At 71.5% G+C, this 20,606-nt stretch carries 13 protein-coding genes; 7 read left to right on the forward strand and 6 right to left on the reverse strand.

Features of this window, described 5'->3' with window-relative positions:
- Positions 1-3: 3 nt before the first annotated feature.
- Both QM708_RS05100 and tkt read right to left on the reverse strand, forming a co-directional pair.
- Positions 4-1,767 carry a VanW family protein gene (locus QM708_RS05100; RefSeq protein ID WP_415105008.1) on the reverse strand — a complete coding sequence of 588 codons (1,764 nt, stop codon included), beginning with the start codon at positions 1,765-1,767 and terminating at the stop codon, positions 4-6.
- An 86-nt stretch (positions 1,768-1,853) separates the two neighbouring features.
- The gene (tkt, locus tag QM708_RS05105; protein WP_415105010.1) at positions 1,854-3,923 is read right to left on the reverse strand and encodes a transketolase; all 2,070 of its coding nucleotides are present in this window, start codon (positions 3,921-3,923) and stop codon (positions 1,854-1,856) included.
- A 232-nt stretch (positions 3,924-4,155) separates the two neighbouring features.
- Between tkt and QM708_RS05110 the strand changes: the two genes are divergently transcribed.
- Positions 4,156-5,487 carry a hypothetical protein gene (locus QM708_RS05110; RefSeq protein WP_415105012.1) on the forward strand — a complete coding sequence of 444 codons (1,332 nt, stop codon included), beginning with the start codon at positions 4,156-4,158 and terminating at the stop codon, positions 5,485-5,487.
- Positions 5,488-6,240: 753 nt separating this feature from the next.
- Here QM708_RS05110 and QM708_RS05115 read toward each other — a convergent pair.
- From QM708_RS05115 to QM708_RS05125, 3 genes are all read right to left on the reverse strand, one after another.
- A complete protein-coding gene (locus QM708_RS05115) occupies positions 6,241-7,566 on the reverse strand; it encodes an MFS transporter (RefSeq protein ID WP_415105014.1) in 1,326 nt (441 codons plus the stop codon).
- Between the two features lie 91 nt (positions 7,567-7,657).
- Entirely contained in the window at positions 7,658-10,333 is a 2,676-nt protein-coding gene (pulA, locus tag QM708_RS05120; RefSeq protein ID WP_415105016.1) for a pullulanase-type alpha-1,6-glucosidase, read from the reverse strand.
- Positions 10,334-10,342: 9 nt separating this feature from the next.
- On the reverse strand, positions 10,343-12,163 hold the full coding sequence (locus QM708_RS05125; protein ID WP_415105018.1) for an ABC transporter ATP-binding protein: 1,821 nt from the start codon (positions 12,161-12,163) through the stop codon (positions 10,343-10,345).
- Positions 12,164-12,267: 104 nt separating this feature from the next.
- Between QM708_RS05125 and QM708_RS05130 the strand changes: the two genes are divergently transcribed.
- From QM708_RS05130 to QM708_RS05155, 6 genes are all read left to right on the forward strand, one after another.
- Positions 12,268-13,287, forward strand: coding sequence for a metal ABC transporter solute-binding protein, Zn/Mn family (locus QM708_RS05130; protein ID WP_415105020.1), 1,020 nt, complete (start codon positions 12,268-12,270; stop codon positions 13,285-13,287).
- A gap of 11 nt (positions 13,288-13,298) precedes the next feature.
- Complete coding sequence (locus QM708_RS05135; RefSeq protein WP_415105022.1) at positions 13,299-14,198, forward strand: metal ABC transporter permease; 900 nt, start codon at positions 13,299-13,301, stop codon at positions 14,196-14,198.
- Positions 14,195-15,004, forward strand: a complete 810-nt coding sequence (locus QM708_RS05140) for a metal ABC transporter ATP-binding protein (RefSeq protein WP_415105024.1) — start codon at positions 14,195-14,197, stop codon at positions 15,002-15,004. The genes QM708_RS05135 and QM708_RS05140 overlap by 4 nt, the downstream gene beginning before the upstream one ends.
- A gap of 104 nt (positions 15,005-15,108) precedes the next feature.
- The gene (locus tag QM708_RS05145; RefSeq protein WP_415105026.1) at positions 15,109-16,053 is read left to right on the forward strand and encodes a hypothetical protein; all 945 of its coding nucleotides are present in this window, start codon (positions 15,109-15,111) and stop codon (positions 16,051-16,053) included.
- Positions 16,054-16,062: 9 nt separating this feature from the next.
- The gene (locus tag QM708_RS05150; RefSeq protein WP_415105028.1) at positions 16,063-17,259 is read left to right on the forward strand and encodes a histidine kinase; all 1,197 of its coding nucleotides are present in this window, start codon (positions 16,063-16,065) and stop codon (positions 17,257-17,259) included.
- Between the two features lie 106 nt (positions 17,260-17,365).
- Positions 17,366-18,046 (forward strand): response regulator, encoded by a 681-nt coding sequence (locus tag QM708_RS05155; RefSeq protein WP_415105030.1) that lies wholly within the window; start codon positions 17,366-17,368, stop codon positions 18,044-18,046.
- Between the two features lie 104 nt (positions 18,047-18,150).
- Here QM708_RS05155 and QM708_RS05160 read toward each other — a convergent pair whose 3' ends face one another.
- Positions 18,151-20,604 carry an FtsX-like permease family protein gene (locus tag QM708_RS05160; protein ID WP_415105032.1) on the reverse strand — a complete coding sequence of 818 codons (2,454 nt, stop codon included), beginning with the start codon at positions 20,602-20,604 and terminating at the stop codon, positions 18,151-18,153.
- Positions 20,605-20,606: the final 2 nt, after the last annotated feature.

Here is a 20,606-nt window from a genome sequence, read left to right on the forward strand (position 1 = left end):
ACGTCAGCGCTCGATGCGGTCGGCGCGGGCGTTGGGGTTGGTGCAGATCACCGGGGTGAGCGAGTTGTAGGTCCAGTGGAACGGCTCGGTCTTCACCAGTTCGCCGTTCTTGTAGAACAGCCGGTTGTAGTCGACGCGGAAGCCGGTCATCGCACTCTGCGGGCTGCACACCGCGGAGTTGTTCCGGATCGCCGCGCCGGGGGCGCGGAAGGCGCTCCGCACCGGGTCGGACGCCTTGACGTCGTAGATCTTCGTCGACCACACCCGCACGGTGACCGAGCCGCGTCCGCCCACCTTCGGGTCGTTGGTGAACGCCTGCAGCAGGACGCCGTGGTCGGTGTTGTTGCGGAACTTCATGTCGACCGAGTGGTAGTCCAAGGTGGCTTCGCGGCCCATCGGGTAGCGGCTGAAGTACAGCGAGTGCGGCTTGTGGTAGACGTCTTCGAGGCCGGCGAAGAAGATCGCGTTGAACAGGGTCGTGGTGGTCTGCGAGATGCCGCCGCCCATGCGTTCGACAACGCGTCCGCCGTCGATGGCGCCGCCGGCCATCCAGCCGCGGGCCAGCGTGCGCGGCCCGAGGACGGTGTTCAGGCTGAACGTCTCGCCCGGCTTCACGTAGACGCCGTTGATCAATCCGGCCGACTTGCCGATGTTGTTCACCCGGTAGGCCGTCGCCGGGAAGTGCGTGGTGAACTCGCCGGTGATCTCCTTCACTCCGGCCTTCTCGGCCATCTCGGTGGTGAAGGACGCCTTGAGCGGCGCGATGGTCACGCTGCCGGTGCGGCCGGACGCCTTGACCATCGCCTGCGACACCTGCGCGGCCAACTCCTCAGGCGCGATGCCGGTGCCGTCCTGAGACGGCACGATCGACGGCGTGCCGTCGGTGAAGGTGAACCGGGCGTCCTGGGGCTTCTTGACGCCGAGGTCCTCCAGCGCGGGCGCTGCCTTCTCGGCGAGCACAGCCGGGTCGAGCACCGGCTTGAGGTCGCCCTCGGCCTCTTCGAAGGTGAGGGCGGCGCCGATCATCGCGGGCGTGATCTCGAACGACTTCTGCCCGGCGGTGAGCGTCACCGGCGCCGACAGCGCCGGGGTGGCCACCTCGTCGAGCGCCTTGCGCGCCTCGTCGGTGGTGATCTCGGCCGGGGTCTCGGTGACGACGGCGGGCACCTCGGTGGCGTCCAGGAAGGCCGCGGCGACGGCGTCCGCGGTGGCGGCCCGGTCGACCGAACGGCCCGGCACCGCCTCGTTGAGCACGGCCTCGCCCTGGTTGATCACCAGCATGGCGTTGACCGGATCGCTGTCGGCCAGCTGGCCCAGCTCGTCGGCGGCGGCCTGCAGCGCGGCATCGTCGCGGGTCAGCACCGCCTCGTGGGCGCGCCCGCCGGTCAGGTTGTCCCAGATCGTGACCGGGTTGAACGACTTCTCCGCACCGGCCGCGCGCACGGACGCCGCGGCGTCCACCGCGAGGCCGAGTTCGGCGGGCGTGCGGGTGAGGGTCTGATCGGCGGCGGTCAGCGTGATCGGCGCCTGGACGCGCTCGGCGAGTTCGGCGTCCAGTTTCGCCACCGCCTGGTCGGCGGTCAGCCCGCCGACGGCGACACCCTCGATGGTCGCGTTCGGGGCGAGCGTGTTGCCCGAGAGCGCGTAGGCGATGCCGTACGCGCCACCCAAGACGACCACGACGGCGCCGGCGAGGATCGCGATGATGCGTCCTCGCCGGCGCCGAGCGGGATCAGCGGTGCCGGGATTCGCGGGAGTCTGAGACATAGGGCTCCTGGTTCACGTCGTCGTCCGCCCCATCGTAGGCGCACCGGACAACCGTGCACAGCAGCCCCGCTGCTCGGCCGGATTGCTCAGCCGAGCAGCGCCTTCGCCTTCGCGACGGCGGCCTCGGCGGTGATCCCGAACTTGTCGTACAGCACCGTGCCGGCCGCGGACGCCCCGAAGTGGTCGATGCCGACCGCCTCGGTGTTGCCGCCCAGCAGGTCCTTCCAGCCGACGGTGACGCCGGCCTCGATGACCACCTTCGGCACGTCGGCGGGCAGCACCTCTTCGCGGTAGTCGTCGCTCTCGGCGGCGAACCACTCCACGCACGGCAGCGAGACGACGCGCGCAGGCACGCCCTCGGCCTCCAGCGCCTCGGCGGCCGCGACCGCGATCTCGACCTCGGAACCGGTGCCGACGAGCACGACCTGCGGCGCCGCGGATGCCTCCTTGAGCACGTAGCCACCGCGCGCGGTGCCCTCGGCCGGGGCGAAGCCGCCGGTCTCGGAGCGGTCGAAGGTGGTGACGTTCTGCCGGGACAGGATCAGCGCGGAGGGCCGGTTGTCGGTGCGCAGGATCCGCGCCCAGGCGTGCGCGGTCTCGTTGGCGTCGCCGGGGCGCACCACGTCCAGGTTCGGCATCAGGCGCAGGCTCATCACGTGCTCGACCGGCTGATGGGTCGGGCCGTCCTCGCCGACGCCGATCGAGTCGTGCGTCCACACGAAGATCGACGGCGCATGCGACAGCGCGGCCAGGCGCGGCGTGGTGCGCATGTAGTCGGAGAACACCAGGAAGGTGCCGCCGTAGGCACGGCTGAGGCCGTCCATGGCGATCGCGTTGAGGATATTGCCCATCGCGTGCTCGCGGATGCCGAAGTGCAGGGTGCGGCCGCCGGGGGCGCCGGTGAAGTCGTGGCTGCTGCGTGCGGCCGGGATGAAGGACGCCACCCCCGACATCGTGGTGTTGTTCGAGCCGGCCAGGTCGGCCGAGCCGCCCCACAGTTCGGGCGCGACCTCGGCGAGCGCGCCGAGCACCTTGCCGGACGCCGCACGGGTGGCCAGCGAGCCGGGCTCGAAGGCGGGCAGGGCGGCGTCCAGGCCCTCGGGGGCCTGACGGGCGACCACGCGGTCGAGCAGCGCGGCGCGCTCGGGGTTGGCGGCGCGCCAGGCCTCGAAGCGGGCGTCCCATTCGCCGCGCACGGACGCCGCACGCGCGGCCGCGTTGGCGCGGGCGTAGCCGACGACCTCCTCATCAATGGCGAAGGGCTGATCGGCGAAGCCGAGTTCGGCCTTCAGCGCGCTGATCTCGGCGGCCCCCAGCTTGGCGCCGTGCACCGAGTGGTGGCCGGCCAGGGTGGGCAGCGGCCAGCCGATCACGGTGGTGACCTTGATGAAGGACGGACGGTCGGTGACCGCCTGGGCGGCCTCGATCGCCGTGTGCAGCTCGGCGAGCTTCTCCTCATAGCCGGTGCCGCCGTTGGTGAAGTCGACGTGCTGGGTGTGCCAGCCGTAGGCGTCGTAGCGGGCCGAGACGTCCTCGGAGAACGCGATCGAGGTGTCGCCCTCGATCGAGATCCGGTTGTCGTCGTAGAACAGGATCAGGTTGCCCAGGTTCTGGGTGGCCGCCAGCGAGGACGCCTCACCGGAGACGCCTTCCTGCATGCAGCCGTCGCCGGCGATGCAGTAGACGAAGTGGTCGAAGACGGAGGTGCCCGGGGTCGCCTCGGGGTCGTACAGTTCCTGGCTGCGGCGCGCCGACATGGCGAAGCCGACGGCGTTGGCCACGCCCGCGCCGAGCGGGCCGGTGGTGCATTCCACACCCTTGGTCAGGCCGAACTCCGGGTGGCCCGGGGTGAGCGAGCCCCAGGTGCGCAGCGCCTGCAGATCGGACAATTCCAGCCCGTAGCCGCCCAGGAACAGCTGGGCGTACTGCGTCATCGAGCTGTGCCCGGCCGACATCACGAACCGGTCGCGGCCCAGCCAACGGGGATCGGCCGGATCCGACGCCATCACCTTCTGGTACAGCAGGTAGGCCAGCGGTGCGAGCGAGATCGCCGTGCCGGGGTGACCGTTGCCGACCTTCTCGACCGCATCGGCCGCCAACACGCGCGCGGTGTCGACCGCCTTGGAGTCGAGATCGGTCCAGGCCAGTGCGTTCATGTGCATCCTCACAGGTATGACGTCGTGTGTTCGTGCCTCAGCGACGAGGGATGCAACCAGCCTAAGGGATGCCCGGCCGTCCGCCCCGACGATCCGCATGACTGTCACCGGTGAACCTCGCCCGGCCATCTACCTAGCCCCTCACCTGCGCCAACGAGACAGGGATGGACACCGGGTGGCTCCCATCACGACATTGTTTGATAACGGTTCTCATTCATGATGGGATGTCGCCATGTCTCTGCTCACACCACGCCTGCTGCTGACCGGCCTGGCGCTCACCACCTGCGTGACCCTGGCCGCCTGCTCCTCCGCCCCGCCTGCCACCACCCCGCCCGCCCAGAGCCCGGCCAGCGCCGCGGCGACACCGGAGTCGCGCGAGGTCTCCTCGCTCAACCCGCGACTGCTGTACGCCCACGCCGGCGGCCTGGTCCTGCTCGACACCGTGACCGGTGACGTCGTCCACTCCGAGGACCGCTCCGGATTCCTGCGGCTGAACAGCGCCGGTGACGGACGCCACATCGTGGTCACCGACGGCGACACGTTCCGCGTCTTCGACGCCGGCATCCGCGCCCGGGGCCACGGCGACCACGACCACTACTACGAGTCCGATCCGCAGATGACCGCGCAGACCTTCGCCGCCCCGCGCGCCGGGCACGTCGTCGCCCACGACGGCTGGACCACCCTGTTCGCCGACGGCACCGGCGAGATCTGGTCGATGCCCAGCGACCAGATCTCCGACCCGGGCCCGCTGGTGCGCACCGCGCGCACCGAGGCACCGCACCACGGCGTCGCGGTCGTCCTCGCCGACGATTCCCTGCTCACCACCCAGGGCACCGAGGAGGCGCGTTCGGTCGTCCAGGTGCTCAAGGACGGCGCGGTCGTCACCCAGACCGACGCCTGCCCCGGCAGCCACGGTGAGGCGGCGGCCAAGCCCACCGAGGCCGGTGACGTCATCCTGGTCGGCTGCTCCGACGGCCCGGTCGTCTACCGCGACGGCGCGTTCCACAAGGTGACGCCGCCGGACTCCTACGCGCGCACCGGCAACGCCGCGGGCAGCCCGGTCTCCCCGGTGGTGCTGACCGACTACAAGTCCGACAAGGACGCCGAGTTCGAGCGCCCGACCCGGGTGGCCCTGGTCGACACCCGCACCGAGAAGCTGACCCTGGTCGAGTTGGGTTCTGCCTACTGGTTCCGTTCGCTGGCCCGCGGCCCGCAGGGTGAGGCGTTGGTGCTCACCTACGACGGACACGTGAACGTCATCGACCCCGACAGCGGCAAGGTCACCGCCCAGATCGACGCCGTCGCGCCCTGGACCGAGAACACCGAATGGCAGCAGCCCGGCCCGGCGATCAAGACGGCCGGAAACTTCGCCTACGTGACGGACGCCGCCAACAAGAAGCTGGTCGTCATCGACCTGACCAGCAAGGCCGTGACTCGCACCTTCGATCTGGCGCACGCCCCGGTCGAGATCGCCGTCGCCACCGGTAAGCCGGACGCCCACGGCGAGGCGGACGACGACCACGACGATCACGACCACTCGGCCACGCCGCACGCCCACGGCTGAGACCGCAGGAGGGCTATCGGCAACCCTCGACCTGCCTCAACGGTGAGATTCTCCGCGTAACGCCGGTTGGAGATGCGAGAAGGACCGGGCTGAACTACCAGCCCGGTCCTTCTCACTTCATCCTCGCTCCATCACAGAGGCCCCCGACCCCGGGGATATGAGAACAATCGGGATGCACGACCAACCCTGTTTTTCTCTCACATCTTCGCCGCGCGCCAGCACTGACACACGACCAGCGGCGCCAGTCGCCCCTGGCGGCGTCCACGCACACCCACGCCAGTTCCCCCGTGACGGCGTCCACGTCACCCTGCCCCAGCCGAGGGCGACGGAGCGTACGCTCGGTGACGTTGCCCTACTTACCCGAGCGTGGCGCATGTTGCAACATGCGCGCGGCGACCCTTTCCCACGCGCGGCGACCGAGCGTACGCTCCATCACCCGCCCATCGGGCAGACGCGACCACGGGGCCACCAAAGCGGCCGTCCCGGACGCCGACGCCCCGGCCGCACGTGCCGCACACCGCCCGGTCTCCGCACTGTCGCCCGGTTTCCTACCCGGGTGACAGCGACTACACCGGGCGACTTGCCGGGCGACTGCGCTTAACCCGGGCAGATGCGACCAACCCGGGCGAACGTGACTAACCCGGGCGAACACGCCCAGCCCCGCCGACCACCTCCGTTGGGTGGGACGGGATCTTCGCTTGCTCTCAGGGATTCCGCGGTCCCGGCGTCCGGGGCTTCGCCGTGGCGCCGGGCTCAGGCCTCGACGAGCTCGGTGCCGGCCCGTTCGGGCAGCGCCAGCGCCGCACCCGCGGCGATCAGGAACGCCACGCCGAAGACGCCGAAGACGAGCGCCATGCCGCCGGCGCCCATCATCACCGGCACCAGCAGCGGGGCGATCATCGAGGCGATCCGGCCGAAGGCGGCCGCCGCGCCCGTGCCGGTGCCGCGGATATTGGTCGGGTAGAGCTCGGGTCCCACCGCGTAGAGGGCACCCCAGGCGCCGAGGTTGAAGAAGGACAGCAGGCAGCCGGTGACCAGGATCATGCTGGGGTCGGCGGCGAAGCCGAAGGCGGCCGCGGCCAGCGCCGATCCGGCCAGGAAGACCGACAGCGTGATGCGGCGTCCCCACACCTCGATCAGCCAGGCGGCGACGATGTAGCCGGGGATCTGGGCCAAGGTGATGATCAAGGTGAACTCGAGGCTCTTCACCAGCGGGAACCCGCGGGTGACAAGCAGGCTCGGGATCCAGATGAACGCGCCGTAGTAGGACAGGTTGATGCAGAACCACACCGCCCACAGCGCCAGGGTCCGCGAGCGCAGATCCTCGCGCCAGATCGAAACCGTGCCCTTGCGCTTCGGCGCAGGCGCCACATCGGGGCTGGGCACGGACTCAACCCCGGAGCCGTCCTCGAAGCCGCGTACGGACGCCTCGGCCTCGTCGAAGCGGCCCTTGCTCTCCAGGAAGCGGACGGATTCGGGCAGGCCGTAGCGGACCACCAGCGCGTACAGGGTGGGCACGATGCCCACTGCGAGCGCCCAGCGCCAGCCGTCGCTGCTGGCGGGCACCAGCAGGTAGCCCAGCAGCGCGGCCATCGCCCAGCCGAGCGCCCAGAACGCCTCCAGCGCCACCACGATCCGCCCCCGGATCTTGCGCGGCGCGTACTCGCTGACCAGCGTGGACGCCACCGGCAACTCCGCGCCCAGGCCGAGACCGACGAAGAAGCGCAGCACGATCAGCGCGGCGACCGAACCGGCCAGCGCGGACGCCCCGGTGGCGATGCCGTAGACGAGCAGGGTGAGCGCGAACACCTGGCGGCGTCCGATCCGGTCAGCGAGCAGGCCGCCGAGGCTGGCGCCGAGCGCCATGCCGACGAAGCCGATCGATCCGATCCAGCTGAGCGTGGTCGCGTCCAGTTTCCACTGCACGGCCAGCGCCGCCATCACGAAGGAGATCAGCCCGACATCCATGGCGTCCAGGGCCCAGCCGATTCCGGAACCGACGAGCAATTTCATGTGCCGGCGGCCGAAGGGCAGCCGGTCGAGGCGCTCTGCGCGCGTCATCGTGGTCATGGTGGTCATGCCCGCTCCACTGACTCGGATCCCCGGGGTTCGGGAAAGCTGGGCACATGTTAATCAGACCAAGACCCGACTTCTAGTAGTGATCACCAAATTATGAGATGCGGGGGCGGACGAACACCGCCGCCGTCCGCCCTGGCACCGCCAGCACGCCGTCGTCGGCGCGCGCGGCCTTGACCACCGCGTCCGCACCGTCGCGCTGAACCGGGTGCAGCGACCAGGCCGGCCCCACCAGGGCGAACACCACCTGGCGCACCGGCCAGGGATTGGCGTTCACCGCGACGGCGACCGCGCCGAACCGGTCGTCGACCGGTTCGCCCAGGGCGTCGTCGATCACCATCACGATCACGCCCGGCTGCTGCGCCCAACTGCCCGAGACCGGGAAGCTCAGCTTGCGGCGGATCTGCTCGGCGTCTCCCAGCCGGAACAGCCGGGTCGAGGAGCGGATCCGGAGCAGATCCAGCGCCATCCGGTGCGCGCGCTTCATGTGGCGCGGCCGCGGCTTGAGCGCGGGATCGGCCAGCAGCGGCCGCATGTATTCCCACTTGTCGGCGTTGTCGGCGGCCGGCGGCAGCCCGGCGGCGAAACCGTTGTCGGTCAGCGAGAAGTCGAGGTAGTTGAACCAGTCGCCCGAGTCGTAGCTGTTGCGGTCCAGCGACTTGCTGCGCAGGAAGTCGGTGCCGGCATGCCACATCACCGGGTTCTGGCTGAAGGTGGCCAGGGCGAGCGCGAGCGTATTGGCCCGGACCCGCTCGTCCATCGGCACCCGGACCGGCAGCTTGAGGGTGAGCGCGTCGAACAGGGTCTCGTTGTCGTGCGCGTCCACGTAGGCGATCGCCTCGTCGGGCTCGGTCGCGTACCCGGCGAAGGTGCCCGCTTTGTAGGGCACCTCGTCGCCCCGCGCGCCCCGGCGGGTGAACGCCGAGGTGAACGAGAAGTCCTTCAGGTGGCCGGCGAGGCCGACCTGGATCAGATCGGTGTCACGCAGCAGCTGCTCGCGCTGGGCGTCCGCGTCGCCGTTGACCGGCGCCTCGTTGGGCTCCCCGGCCAGGCCGGTGACGAAGCCCTGCACGCGCGGATCCTCGTCGAAGGGGGCTCCGCCACGGACGGCGTCGCGCAGCCGGTCGGCGAAGGTCGAGATCTGGGTGCCGGCCAGCTGCCCCTGGGTAGCCTGCACGAAGCGGGCGTTCCCGGCGACCTCGCCGAAGTCCCAGCCCTCGCCCCACAGCGTGATCGCCCGGCCGTCCACTCCGTCGCGCGCCACGGTGAGCGCGTCCAGGCCGGCGCGGACGGCCAGCATGTTGTCGCGGCTGTGATGCCCCATCAGGTCGAAGCGGAAGCCGTCCACCCGGTAGTGCCGGGCCCAGTGCACCACCGAGTCGACCATCAGCTTCTGCGCCATCGCATGCTCGGTGGCGACATTGGGGCAGCAGGTCGACAGCGCGACCGCCCCGCTGACGTCGCGGCGATGGTAGTAGCCGGGCACGATCCGGCCCAGCACCGAGGTGGTCGCCTGCCCCTCGCTCACGGTGTGGTTGAACACCACGTCCAGCACCACGCGCAGGCCGAGCCCGTGCAGGGCGCCCACCATCGCGCGCACCTCGCGGACGCGCTCGCGCGCGCTGTCGGCGGCCCGCACGCACAGCGACCCCTCCGGCACCTGGTAGTGCCAGGGGTCGTAGCCCCAGTTGTAGCCGTCCCGGGCCGCGGCGAGCCGGCGCTGCTGCTCGTCCGAATCCGGGGGTGCGGCCTTGAGCGCGGCCAGATCGTCGCGCAAGCGCGCGGCGCGTTCCTCGTCCACCGAGCTGTAATCGGAGATCGGCAGCAACTGCACCGAGGTAAGCCCGGCCTCGGCCAGCGCGCGCAGGTGCCGGGTGCCTTGGGAGTCGCAGGCGAAGGCGGCGAAGGTGCCGCGGAGTTCGTCCGGCACCGTCTTGTCGGCCTTGCTGAAGTCGCGCACGTGCAGTTCGTAGGCGACCTGGTCGACCGGGTGGGCCAGCGGGGGGCTCGGTGTCCGCTCCCACTGCTGCGGGCGCAGGTCGGCGTCGCCGAGGTCGACCAGCACCGAATGGGTGGAGTTGACAGTCAGCGCCACCGAGTACGGGTCGGTGACCCGGTTCTCGACCACCCGGTCGAAGGTCGGCGCGTAGACGGTGACCGCGTACTGGTAGCGGGCGCCGCGCCAGGAGCGGTCGCCGCGCACGTCCCAGGTTCCGTCGGGCGCCCGGTGCATGCGGCGCCGCTCGGGGCTGTCCTCCAGCGACAGCCCGACCGGCCACAGCAACAGATCGACCGCGCGGGCGGTGGGCGCCCACACCCGGACGGTGGGTGCGCCGTCGGCCCAGTCCGCGCCCAGGGTGGCGTGCACGGCGTCCGGGTAGAGCGCATCGAGCAGCGGGGCCATCTGGACGCCGCTGGCCTCCACCAGCCGGCCCGAGCGGTGCTGGGCGGTGACGACCACCTGGCCGGCCAGCACCCCGAGCAGATCGGACACCTCCGGCACGTCCAACCCGATGGCGCTCCTGAGGTAGGGACGGCCGGCCACGATCGCCTCGGGCAGGCCGGCGGGCCGCACGGTCAGCGGCACGTTCGCCCACGGGTAGGGTTCCCGCCGGCTCAGATCGATGCGGCCGTCCGTGGCGGTGTGCAGCACCCAGTCCAGCGAGCCCGGGTCCACATCCTCGGGGAGGGCGCAACTGGGCCAGGCGATCGCCTCGGGGGTCAGCCACAACCCTCGCGAGAAGGCGAGATCGGTCGACGCCCCAGTCATGACCCCACCCTACGACGCCAGCGCGGCGTACCGCCCGCCCGCGGCGAGAAGCTGGTCATGGGTGCCGCGCTCGACCACCCGGCCGGCGTCGAGGACGAGTATCTCGTCGGCGGCCCGGATCGTGCTGAGCCGGTGCGCGATGGTGAGCGTGGTGCGGCCGTGCGCAAGCGCATCCAGGGCGAGCTGGAACTCGCGCTCGGTCTCGGTGTCGAGCGCGCTGGTGGCCTCGTCGAGGATCAGCACGCACGGGTCGGCGAGCAGGGTGCGCGCCACCGCGATCCGCTGCCGCTCGCCGCCGGAGAAGCGGTGCCCGCGCGCGCCGACGACGGTGTCGAGGCCGTCCGGCAGCGCCTGGACTGTCTCGGCAACCTGGGCGGCGGTGAGCGCGGCCCACAGCGCGGCGTCGCCGGCGTCCGGCCTCGCCTGCAGCAGGTTGGCGCGGATGGAGGCGTGCGCCAGGTAGGTCTCCTGGCTGACCACGCCGACCAGCCGGGCCAGATCGGCCGACGCCAGGTCGCGCAGGTCGACGCCGTCGAGGGTGATCCGGCCGCGGGTGGGATCGGCGAGCCGGCTGCACAACGCGGCCATCGTCGACTTGCCCGAGCCGGTCTCGCCGACGATCGCCACGGAATGGCCGGCCTCGATGACCAGATCGATGTCGCGCAGCACGTCGGCGTCGCCGTCGGGGTAGCGATAGGACACCTGCTCGAAGCGCATCTCGCCGCGGGCGGCGTCCGGGGCCAGGCGCACCGGAGCGGCCGGTTCAGGCACCTCGACGGGCAGGTCGAGGTAGCCGAAGATGCGGCTGAGCAGCGCCATCGACCCGATCCACTGCGCGCCCATGCTGAGCAGGCCCAGCACCGGCCGGAAGATCTGCGCCTGCAGCGCGGTGAACGCCACCACGGTGCCGATGGTGAGGTCGCCACTGAGCGGAGGGAACCCGGCCGCTAAGTAGATCAGCGCGGGGATGACGGCGAACACGATCTGCATGGTCGCCATCCGCCACTTGCCGGCCAGCTGGCTGCGGATCTCGAAGGCGACCAGCCGCGACGAGGTGGCGTCGAAGGCGTCCATTCGTGCCTGCGCGATGCCGAGAGTCTTGGTGAGCATCGCCCCGTTGATGCTGAGCGCCTCATCGACCTGGGCGTGCAGATCGGCCATCGCCTCCTGCCGTTGCCGGGTGACGTCGCGGCGGATCAGCGCGACCTGGCGGGTCAGGATGATCGCCGGCGGCAGCACCACCAGCGAGAGCAGCGACAGCCGCCAGTCGAGCACCGCCATCGCCACGGCCGTCCCGATCGCGGTGGTCAGGTTGGACGCCACCGCGGTGGCCGTCATGGTGATCACCGATTGCAGGCCGGCGATGTCGTTGATCAGCCGCGACTGGATCTCGCCGCCGCGGGTGCGCTTGAAGAAGGCGATCGACTGCCGTTGCAGATGCGCGAACACGTCCGAGCGCAGCTTGCTCATCACCCGCTGCCCCATCGTGGTGGCGAGCCAGGTCTGCACCACGCCGAGGACGGCCGTGGCGATCGCGACCCCGATCATGCCCGCGACCAGCGCGGCGAGCAGGCCGACATCGCGCTGCGGCAGTGCGACGTCGATCACGGCGCGCAGCAGGAAGGGTTGCGCCAACCCGACCACGGACGCCGCCACCACCGCGATCATCACCACGGCGAGCGGGCCTGCGTGCGGACGGAACAGCGCCAGCACCCGGCGCGCCTCGACCGGCGATTCGGCCAATTGGGCGCGATCGCGCGGATCGATCCGCTGTGGGCCGCGCTCGGGACCACCGCCTCCGCCGAATCCTCCGCCCAGGAAATCCGTCATCGCCACCTCCTCCCCTGCCGAGGTTATCTCGGAGGCTGAGGAGGGTGGAGTCCACCGTCGCCGCGCCGTTTGAGAACGATTATCAGTCGATCTAGAATCGGGGTATGCGTCTTCTCCCCGCGGTTTGTGCCGGTCTCGGACTCCTGCTCGCCGGATGCTCGGCGGCCCCGGCCGGATCCCCGTCGGCCAGCGCGCCCGCGGCGTCCGAACCCGTCGCGATCGCGACCACCACCCACCTGGGGTCGCTGCTGGGCGATATCACCCAGTGCGCGGGCGCGACCTCGGCGACGCTGATGGGCCCCGGCGACGACCCGCACGACTTCTCGGTGTCGTCCAGCCAGGTCGCGGCGATGATCAAGTCCGGGCTGGTGATCTCCAGCGGACTCGGCCTCGAAGGCGGCCTGACCTCGGTGCTGGACGGCGTCCAGCGCGAAGGGGCGACCGTGTTCGAGGTGGCCCCCCGGCTCGACCCACTAAAGTTCGCCGACATCCATACCGAGCGCGAAGGCGAGCGCGCCGAGGACGAGCACGGTCACGACGACCACGCTGACGACGATCACGAGCACACCGGTGCCGACGACGGCCATCACCACGGAGAGTACGACCCGCACGTGCACATGGATGCCGCCCGGATGGCCACCGCCGCCACCCTGATCGGCGCCGAACTGGCCACCAAGACCGGCGACCAGGCCTACATCGGGTGCGCCGAACAGGTCGCGGGCAAGGTGCGCGAGGCGGACGCCGAGGTGCGCCGGATCCTGTCGGCGATCCCCGAGCAGAACCGCGTCCTGGTCACCGACCACGAGGCGTACAACTACTTCGCGCGGGCCTACGGCTTCACGGTGGCCGCCGTGGTGATCCCGGGCGGCTCGACCGATGCCGAGCCCAGCTCCGCCGAACTGGCCTCGCTGGTCGAGACGATCAAGCACGACCACATCAAGGTGATCTTCAGCAACAACACCGTCAGCCCGCGGATGATGGAGGCGCTGGCCCGCGAGTCGGGCACCGAGGTGAAGATCGTCGAGCTGTTCGAGGGGTCGGTCGGCCCGCAGGGCTCGGGTGCGGACACCTACACCGGCATGATGATCACCGATGCCCAGCGCATCGCCGACGCACTGAAGTAGCCTGACCAGTCGTGGATTGGTGGACTGAACCGTTCCTGCTCGGACTGCAGCAGCGGGCCCTGATGGGCGGACTGGTCGCGGCCCTGATGAGCTCGGTGGTCGGCGTCTGGCTGGTATTGCGCGGCATGAGCTTCTTCGGCGACGCGTTCGTGCACGGCGTGCTGCCCGGCATCGCCGCGGCGATGATCGCCGGCTTCAACCCCTACCTGGGTGCGGCGATCGCAGCACTGGTGATGGTGGGCGGCATCGAGCTGATCCACCGGCAGACCGCGCTGAAGGAGGACACCGCGATCGGCCTGCTCTTCGTCGGCATGATGGCGCTGGGTGTCACCATCATCAGCAAATCGAAGTCGTACACGGCCGCACTCAACACGATCCTGTTCGGTGACATCTTCGGGGTCACCCCCGAGACGCTCGCCACGATGGCGGCCCTCGGCACGCCCGTCCTGCTCGGATCGCTGCTGCTCTACCGCCCGCTGCTCGCGCTGTCGTTCTCGCCGACGAAGGCGAGCACGCTCGGGATGAACCCGCGGTTCACCCACGCCGCGCTGCTGGTGCTGATCGCCACCTCGGTGATCGCGAACTTCCAGGCCGTCGGCACCCTGCTGGTGTTCGGTCTGCTGGTCGGGCCGCCCGCGACCGCGGCGCTGATCTCGCGCACCGTGCCGCAGATGTTCGTGGCGTCCATCGCGCTCGGTGCGCTGTCGGTGTGGCTCGGGCTGGTGCTGAGCTACCACCTCGACACCGCCGGCGCCGCGACGATCACGCTGGTCGCGATCACGCTGTTCTTCCTCACCCTGGCCGTGACCCGGGTGTTCGGTTCGGCGCGCGAGGCGCGGGCGCACCGCGCGCAGGCGGACGCCGACCGCGACGAGGCCGGCCACGACCAGGCCGGGGCGGTGGCATCGTGACCGGGACCGAATGGCTCGCCCAGGCGTCCGAACTGACCCTCGGCTACGGCACCAACGTGGCGGTGCGGCCGTCCAGCTTCACCATTCCCCACCGGCAGGTGACCGCGATCATCGGCCCGAACGGGTCGGGCAAGTCGACGCTGCTGAACGCGCTCGCCGGGGTGGTCACCCCGCGCTCGGGACGCCTGTCGGTGCTGGGCCGCACCCCGGGCGGACGCCGCAGCGCCGTCTCGTACGTGATGCAGTCGCTGGCCTTTCCGGCCGGGACGCCGATCACCGTCCGCGAGGCGGTCGGGATGGGGCTCTACCCGGTGCTGGGCTGGTTCCGGCGCCCGGACGCCGCCCAGCGCCAGCGCGTCGGCGACGCGATGGAACGGCTGCGGATCACCGACCTGGCCAAACGGCACCTCGACGAACTGTCCGGCGGGCAACGGCAGCGGGTCTACGTGGCGCAGGGGCTCACCCAGCCGCACGAGGCGATCCTGCTCGATGAGCCGCTCACCGGCCTCGACCTGGTCTCGGCACGCACCATCGACGAGATCATCCATTCCGAACGCGAACGCGGGCACGCGGTCGTCCTCACCACGCACGACCTCGACGAGGCGCGCGCGGCCGACTGGGTGATCCTGATGAACGGACGCGTCATCGCCGCCGGCCCGCCCTCGGTGGTGCTCACCCGGCGCAACCTCGAGACCGCCTACGGGCTGGGCTCCCTGCACGCCAGCGAGGGCACCTTCGTGGACGACCCGCACGCCGACGGCGCCCACCCCCAGCACGACCACGGACGGCACGCCCACCCGCACTGACGCTGTCGGCGTCCGGGCGCGGGGTCTGGGCCGGAATCGGCGCGGGCCGTGGCGAATCCCTTTAGGGTGGGGGCGTCTACTACGCATAGTCGGAGGTCTCCCTCATGGCGTCAGCGCCACGATCCGCCATCACCCTGTTCCGCCTCGGCGCGCTGTTCGCGCTGCTCGCCAACATCGGCGGGGCCGTCGTCGCGGCCACCCATTCCGGCTTCGAGTGCGGCGACTGGCCCGGCTGCACCGCCGACGCGCTGCTGCCCGGCGGTGTGGTGAACGAGCTGCTCTACCGCAACCCGTGGATCGAGATGATCCACCGTACGTCCGCCGCCCTCACCACGCCCACCGTCCTGATCGCGGCGATCGTCGGGGTGCGGTTGCGCGGGGTGCACCCGCTGGTGCGCATCCTGCCCTGGTTCGCGGTGGTCGGCGCGCTCATCGCCGGCTTCGTGGGCCGCGGCCTGGTGCTCGGCGAGACCTACCCGATGTGGGTCAGCGCCCTCGACTTGACCGCGGCGCAGGTCACGATGGCCTCGATGGTGATCGCGGCGATCGCGCTGGAACGGGCGCCCGTGCGCTGGTCGGTCACCCGTGTGGGCGTGTTCGGGTGGGGAGCGCTCGGCAGCCTGTACCTGATGCACGTCGCCGGCCTGTACGGCGCTGGACCGAACTCGTACACCCGCGTGGTCAGCTGGCCGGTGTGGCGCATCCTGGACGCCGACCTGCACGGCAGCCTGGCTGCGCAGTGGCTCCGGTTCCCGCTCGCCGCGCTGGCGGCCGTCCTGATCGTGCTCGCCATCCGCGAGGCCTGCGCGAGGGGCACCGCCCCGGTCGCGCGCACGGTCGCCGGCGTGCTGATGGCTGTCTGCCTGGCCAGCGGCGCGGTCATCGCGTTCACCGCGACCGACGCCCTCGGCGTCCCGATGGCGGTCTCGGCGGTCGGCCTGCTGTTCACCCTGCTGCTGATCGCCGGGCGGGCCAGCCTGCACACGATCCCGTGGGATGAGGAACCGACCAGCCCGCAGGCGGAAGCGCCCGCGCGCCAAGCCTCGTAGTCTGGCGGGGTGACCCGTGCATCCTGGCGCCCGCCCGCGCCGCGTCTGGAGGACGTCGTTCTGGCCCTGGGCGTCGCGCTGCTGGTGTTCTTCGGCGGACTGTTCGCCGGGTACCCGTTCGGCGTCGCCCCGCTGACCGGCGTGGTGTGGGGCGCCCTGTACGTGCTGCCCGTGCTGTGGCGCCGTGCCGACCCCGACCTGAGCGCACTCGCCCTGATCCCGGCCCACCTGCTGCAACTGGCGCTCGTCCATGTGCCCACCCCCGGCAATGTCACCGTCCCGCTGGCCCTGTTCACCGTCGCCGCGTACGGACGCCGCCGCTGGCGGGTCTGGTGGCTGGTGTTCGGCCTGGCCGCGGCCGTGATCGCCGTGCTCGACTGGCGCACGACCAGCGAGCCAGTGAGCGTCCTGGTCGGGATGGTGGGAATGGCCCTGCTGGTCGCCACCTCTTGGGCCGCCGGAGCCTACGTCGGCGCCCGTGGCGAGGCGAAGGTCGCCACGGCGGACGTCGCCCAGTCCCACCAGGTGCAGTACGCGCAGGCGGCGCAGCTGGCCGCCACCCAGGAACGCCAGAACCTCGCCCGCGAGATGCACGACATCGTCGCCCACAGCCTGGCGGTCATCGTGGTGCAGGCCGACGGCGGCGCCTACGCGGCGTCCGCCGAAGGGCCGCTGGAGCAACGCCTCGCCACCGCCGAGCGGGCCCTCACCACGATCCGGACCACCGCGCACGAGGCGCTCTCCGAGACGCGGCGGCTGGTCGGCGTCCTGCGCTCGGACCAGCCCACCGAGATGGCCCCCAACGCGGGCCTCGGCGACATCTTCGCGCTCGTGCAAGGCCTCTCGACGGCCGGGCGCGACGTGCGGATGCGGGTGACCGGCGACGTCACCCTGCGCCGTCATCTCAGCCCGACGCTCGAACTGGCGGCCTACCGCGTCGTCCAGGAGGCGCTGACCAACGCCGTGAAGCATGCCGGCGACGATGCCGCCGTCCTGGTGCACCTGCATCATTCCCCCGACCTGCTGTCGGTCACCGTGCGCGACACCGGCCGCGGCACCCAGCCCAGCGATGGACGCGGACACGGCCTGATCGGTATGAACGAGCGGGTCACCGCGCTCGGCGGAACGCTGAGCGCCCACGACCACCCCGACGGCGGCTTCGTCGTCACCGCCCACCTGCCCACCCCGCAAGCGGGGGTGCTGTGACCCCGCCCGGCCCTTTCGCCGTCACGCGGCACCTCTCGCCGCGACGAACGCCCGGGCACCGCATCCACTGTTCACCCACCGCCCACCACCTCACCAGGAGCATCTCGTGACCTCACCGATCAGGCTCGTCCTCGCCGACGACCAGGAACTCGTCCGGCTCGGCTTCCGGATGGTGCTCGACGCCCAGGCCGACATGACCGTGGTCGCCGAAGTCGGCACCGGTGCGGACGCCGTCCGTGCCGCCGCGGCGCCCGGTGGGTGCGATGTGGTGCTGATGGACATCCGGATGCCGGTGATGGACGGCATCGAGGCGACCCGGAAGATCGCGGCGTCCGGCTCGACGGCGAAGGTGCTGATCCTGACCACCTTCGACCTCGACGAGTATGTGTACGCGGGGCTGCAGGCCGGGGCGTCCGGTTTTCTGCTCAAGGACGCCGGCCCGGCCGAACTGCTCGCCGGCATCCGCGCCGTGCACAGCGGCGAGGCGGTCGTGGCGCCGACCGCGACCCGCCGCCTGCTGGAGCGGTTCATGCCGACGCTGCCGGCGTCCGGGCCCGCCGGCGAGCAGGCCAAGGAGAAGTTGCGCGTGCTCACCGAGCGCGAGACCGAGGTGCTCACCGCGATCGCCCAGGGGCGGACCAACTCCGAGATCGCCCAGCAGCTGTGGCTCGCGGAGGCCACCGTGAAAACCCATGTCAGCCACCTGCTGGCCAAGTTGAACGCGCGCGACCGCGTCCAGCTCGTCGTGCTCGCCTACGACGCGGGGCTGGTGCGCCCCCAGCCGTGATGGCCCGCACCGGCGCGACACAACGTACTGCTCAACCCGCGGGGGCTTCAGTCCCACTGATGTTCCTGAAGCCCCGCGCCGGTTGAGCAGTACGTTTTCCCCTGCTACTCCTGAGCCAACGCCGCGGCCGGCGCGACCCGGGCGGCCCGGCGGGCCGGAACCACCGAGGCCAGCCACGCGGACGCCAGCGTGATCGCCGCCACCAGGCCCACCTGCCACCAGGGGATGTCGATCGTCAGCGGGGTGCGCCCACCGAGCAGGACCGAAACCCCCGCGAGCCCGTAGCCGATACCGAGCAGGACCCCCAGGCCTGCAGCGACGCCGCCGAGCAGCAGCGCCTCGAAACCGAGCAAGCGCCGCACCTGGCGCCGTTCCAGGCCGAGAGCGCGCAACAGCGCCGTCTCGCGGGTGCGCTCCAGGACCGAAAGCCCGAGGGTGTTGCCGATGCCCACCCACGAGATGACCACCGACACCGCGAGCAAGCCCAGCACCGCCTGCAGCGCCATCGTCACCGAATCGTTGATGCTGGCCCGCACCTCGGCGGCCGACGACAGGAACAGGCCGTCCCCGGGCAGCGCCTGGCGCACCTGTCCCAGGGCCACGTTCGGGTCGGCGCCGGGGGCCAGCTTGACGAACAGCAGGTGCCCGGGCTGGTCGGTCAGCTTCGCGACGGTGGCCGGGGTGACCGCCACCAGACCGGCCTGCGGAATCGACGAGACGGTGAGCGTCACGGTGCCCGCTCGGCCGGTGACCTTGATCCGGTCGCCGTCGGGGTACCCGGCGGAGCGGGGCAGCACGATCGTGTCGTCGGTCAGCCCGGCTCCCGCCTGCTGCCAGCCGAGCGCGGCCACATCGGCCGGGGTGAGGCTCATCGCCGACTCCCACCCGCTACGGCCTTCCAGTTCGACGTCCACGGCCGAGGACAGCACCGCCGCGCTCACCCCCGGCACCGCGGCGGCGGCATCGCGGTCGGCGGCGGTCACCTGCCCATGGACGAGGATGTCGGCCGGGTAGCGCCGGTCGATCGTCGCGGTGACGGTCGTCTGCGCCGTCGCCGCGCCGACCAGCACCAGGGTGACCAGCGTGGTGCCGATCAGCAGCGCTCCGGCGGTCGCGGCGGAGCGGTGCGGGTTCCGGCCCGTGTTGTCGACGGCCAGCCGGCCCACGATGGTGGTCCGCCACGGGCGCGCCGCCCACCGGGTCAGCGCCGGCACCACGACCGGCCCCAGCAGCAGGACGCCGAGGAAGCTCGCCACGCCGCCGGCCAGGCCCACCAGCAGCGCGACCTGATCGGACAACCGCAGGCCTGCGATCAACATCCCCGCGCCACCTCCGGTGAACACCAGGCCACAGATCAGCCGGGCGCGGCTCATCCTGGTCCCGCCCGAGGCCGCCATCGGCGTCGGGCGCAGGGCGGCGAGCGGGGCGACCCGGGTGGCTGCCCGGGCCGGAACGAGCGCCGCGGCGGTGGCGACGACGACGCCCGCGGCCCAGGGAACGATCAGTCCGACCGGGGTCGGGGCGACCACCGAGTAGTCGGCGATCCCGGGCGCGAGCTTCGGCAGCGCCGCGACCAGGCCGATGCCGAGCGCCACACCGGCGACACCGGCGACCGCCGCGGTCAGCGCCGCCTCGCGCACGACCTGGCCGAACACCTGACGGCGCGAGGCGCCGACGCAGCGCAGCAACGCGAGCGCCCGCGTCCGCTGGGCGACCAGAATCCCGAACGTGTTGGCGATGACCAACGCCGTCACCGTGAACGCGATCACGCTGAAGGCCAGCAGGAGCGAGGTGATGGCGCGGGTGCCCTGGGTGAATTCATAGACCTGCCGAGTGGTGTAGTCCGCGGCACTCTCGATCAAGGTGCCCTCGGCCCGCAGCGCAGGCACGGCGTCCCAGCCATCGGCGACCGCACCGCGCACCAGCACCACGTCGTAGCCGCCGGACACCGCGAGCAGGTGCTCGCCCGGCGCGTACGCCTCGGGGAAGTCGGGGCTGTCGCTGGCGTCGTAGCCGGGCTCCAGAATGCCGACCACCGTGAACGTCTCGGCGGGAGATGCGGGTTCCGATCCGCCGTCCGCGCCGTCCGCGCCGTCCGCGCCGTCCGCGCCGTCCGCGCCGTCCGCGCCGTCCGCGCCGGGCATGGTCTCCGGCGTGAGCGTCGAACCGATGTCGAACGGGCCCGCGTGGGCGAGGGCCTGGTTGATCACGATCTCACCCGGGGCGGTGGCGAGCCGGCCACTGACCAGGCGCGTCGATTCGGTGAGCGCGGGCTGGGTCCGCACATGGGAATAGGCGCCACCGGTGAACATGACCCAGTGGTCGACCCGGGGATCCACCGCGGTGACCCCCGGGACGGCCGCGATCTGGGGCACGGCGTCCGCGGGCAAAGCTGCGGACGGGGTGATGATGACATCGGCGCCGCCGAGCCAGCCGGCCACCCGGTCGGCGTAGCCGCGTTCCAGGGAACTGCCCAGCAGCAGGGTGGCGCAGGTGAAGGCGACGCCCAGCGCGATGGCGAGGGCGGACGCCACCAGGCGGCGAGGTTCGCGCAGCATGC

It is taken from the genome of Propioniciclava sp., from assembly GCF_047602245.1.
In the GTDB taxonomy this organism is placed as follows: domain Bacteria; phylum Actinomycetota; class Actinomycetes; order Propionibacteriales; family Propionibacteriaceae; genus Propioniciclava.

Bases quoted from the DNA above. Each gene is read 5' to 3' on its own strand.
- QM708_RS05100 (WP_415105008.1), bottom strand. From the start codon at position 1,767: ATGTCTCAGACTCCCGCGAATCCCGGCACCGCTGATCCCGCTCGGCGC.
- tkt (WP_415105010.1), bottom strand. From the start codon at position 3,923: ATGAACGCACTGGCCTGGACCGATCTCGACTCCAAGGCGGTCGACACC.
- QM708_RS05110 (WP_415105012.1), top strand. From the start codon at position 4,156: ATGTCTCTGCTCACACCACGCCTGCTGCTGACCGGCCTGGCGCTCACC.
- QM708_RS05115 (WP_415105014.1), bottom strand. From the start codon at position 7,566: ATGACCACCATGACCACGATGACGCGCGCAGAGCGCCTCGACCGGCTG.
- pulA (WP_415105016.1), bottom strand. From the start codon at position 10,333: ATGACTGGGGCGTCGACCGATCTCGCCTTCTCGCGAGGGTTGTGGCTG.
- QM708_RS05125 (WP_415105018.1), bottom strand. From the start codon at position 12,163: ATGACGGATTTCCTGGGCGGAGGATTCGGCGGAGGCGGTGGTCCCGAG.
- QM708_RS05130 (WP_415105020.1), top strand. From the start codon at position 12,268: ATGCGTCTTCTCCCCGCGGTTTGTGCCGGTCTCGGACTCCTGCTCGCC.
- QM708_RS05145 (WP_415105026.1), top strand. From the start codon at position 15,109: ATGGCGTCAGCGCCACGATCCGCCATCACCCTGTTCCGCCTCGGCGCG.
- QM708_RS05160 (WP_415105032.1), bottom strand. From the start codon at position 20,604: ATGCTGCGCGAACCTCGCCGCCTGGTGGCGTCCGCCCTCGCCATCGCG.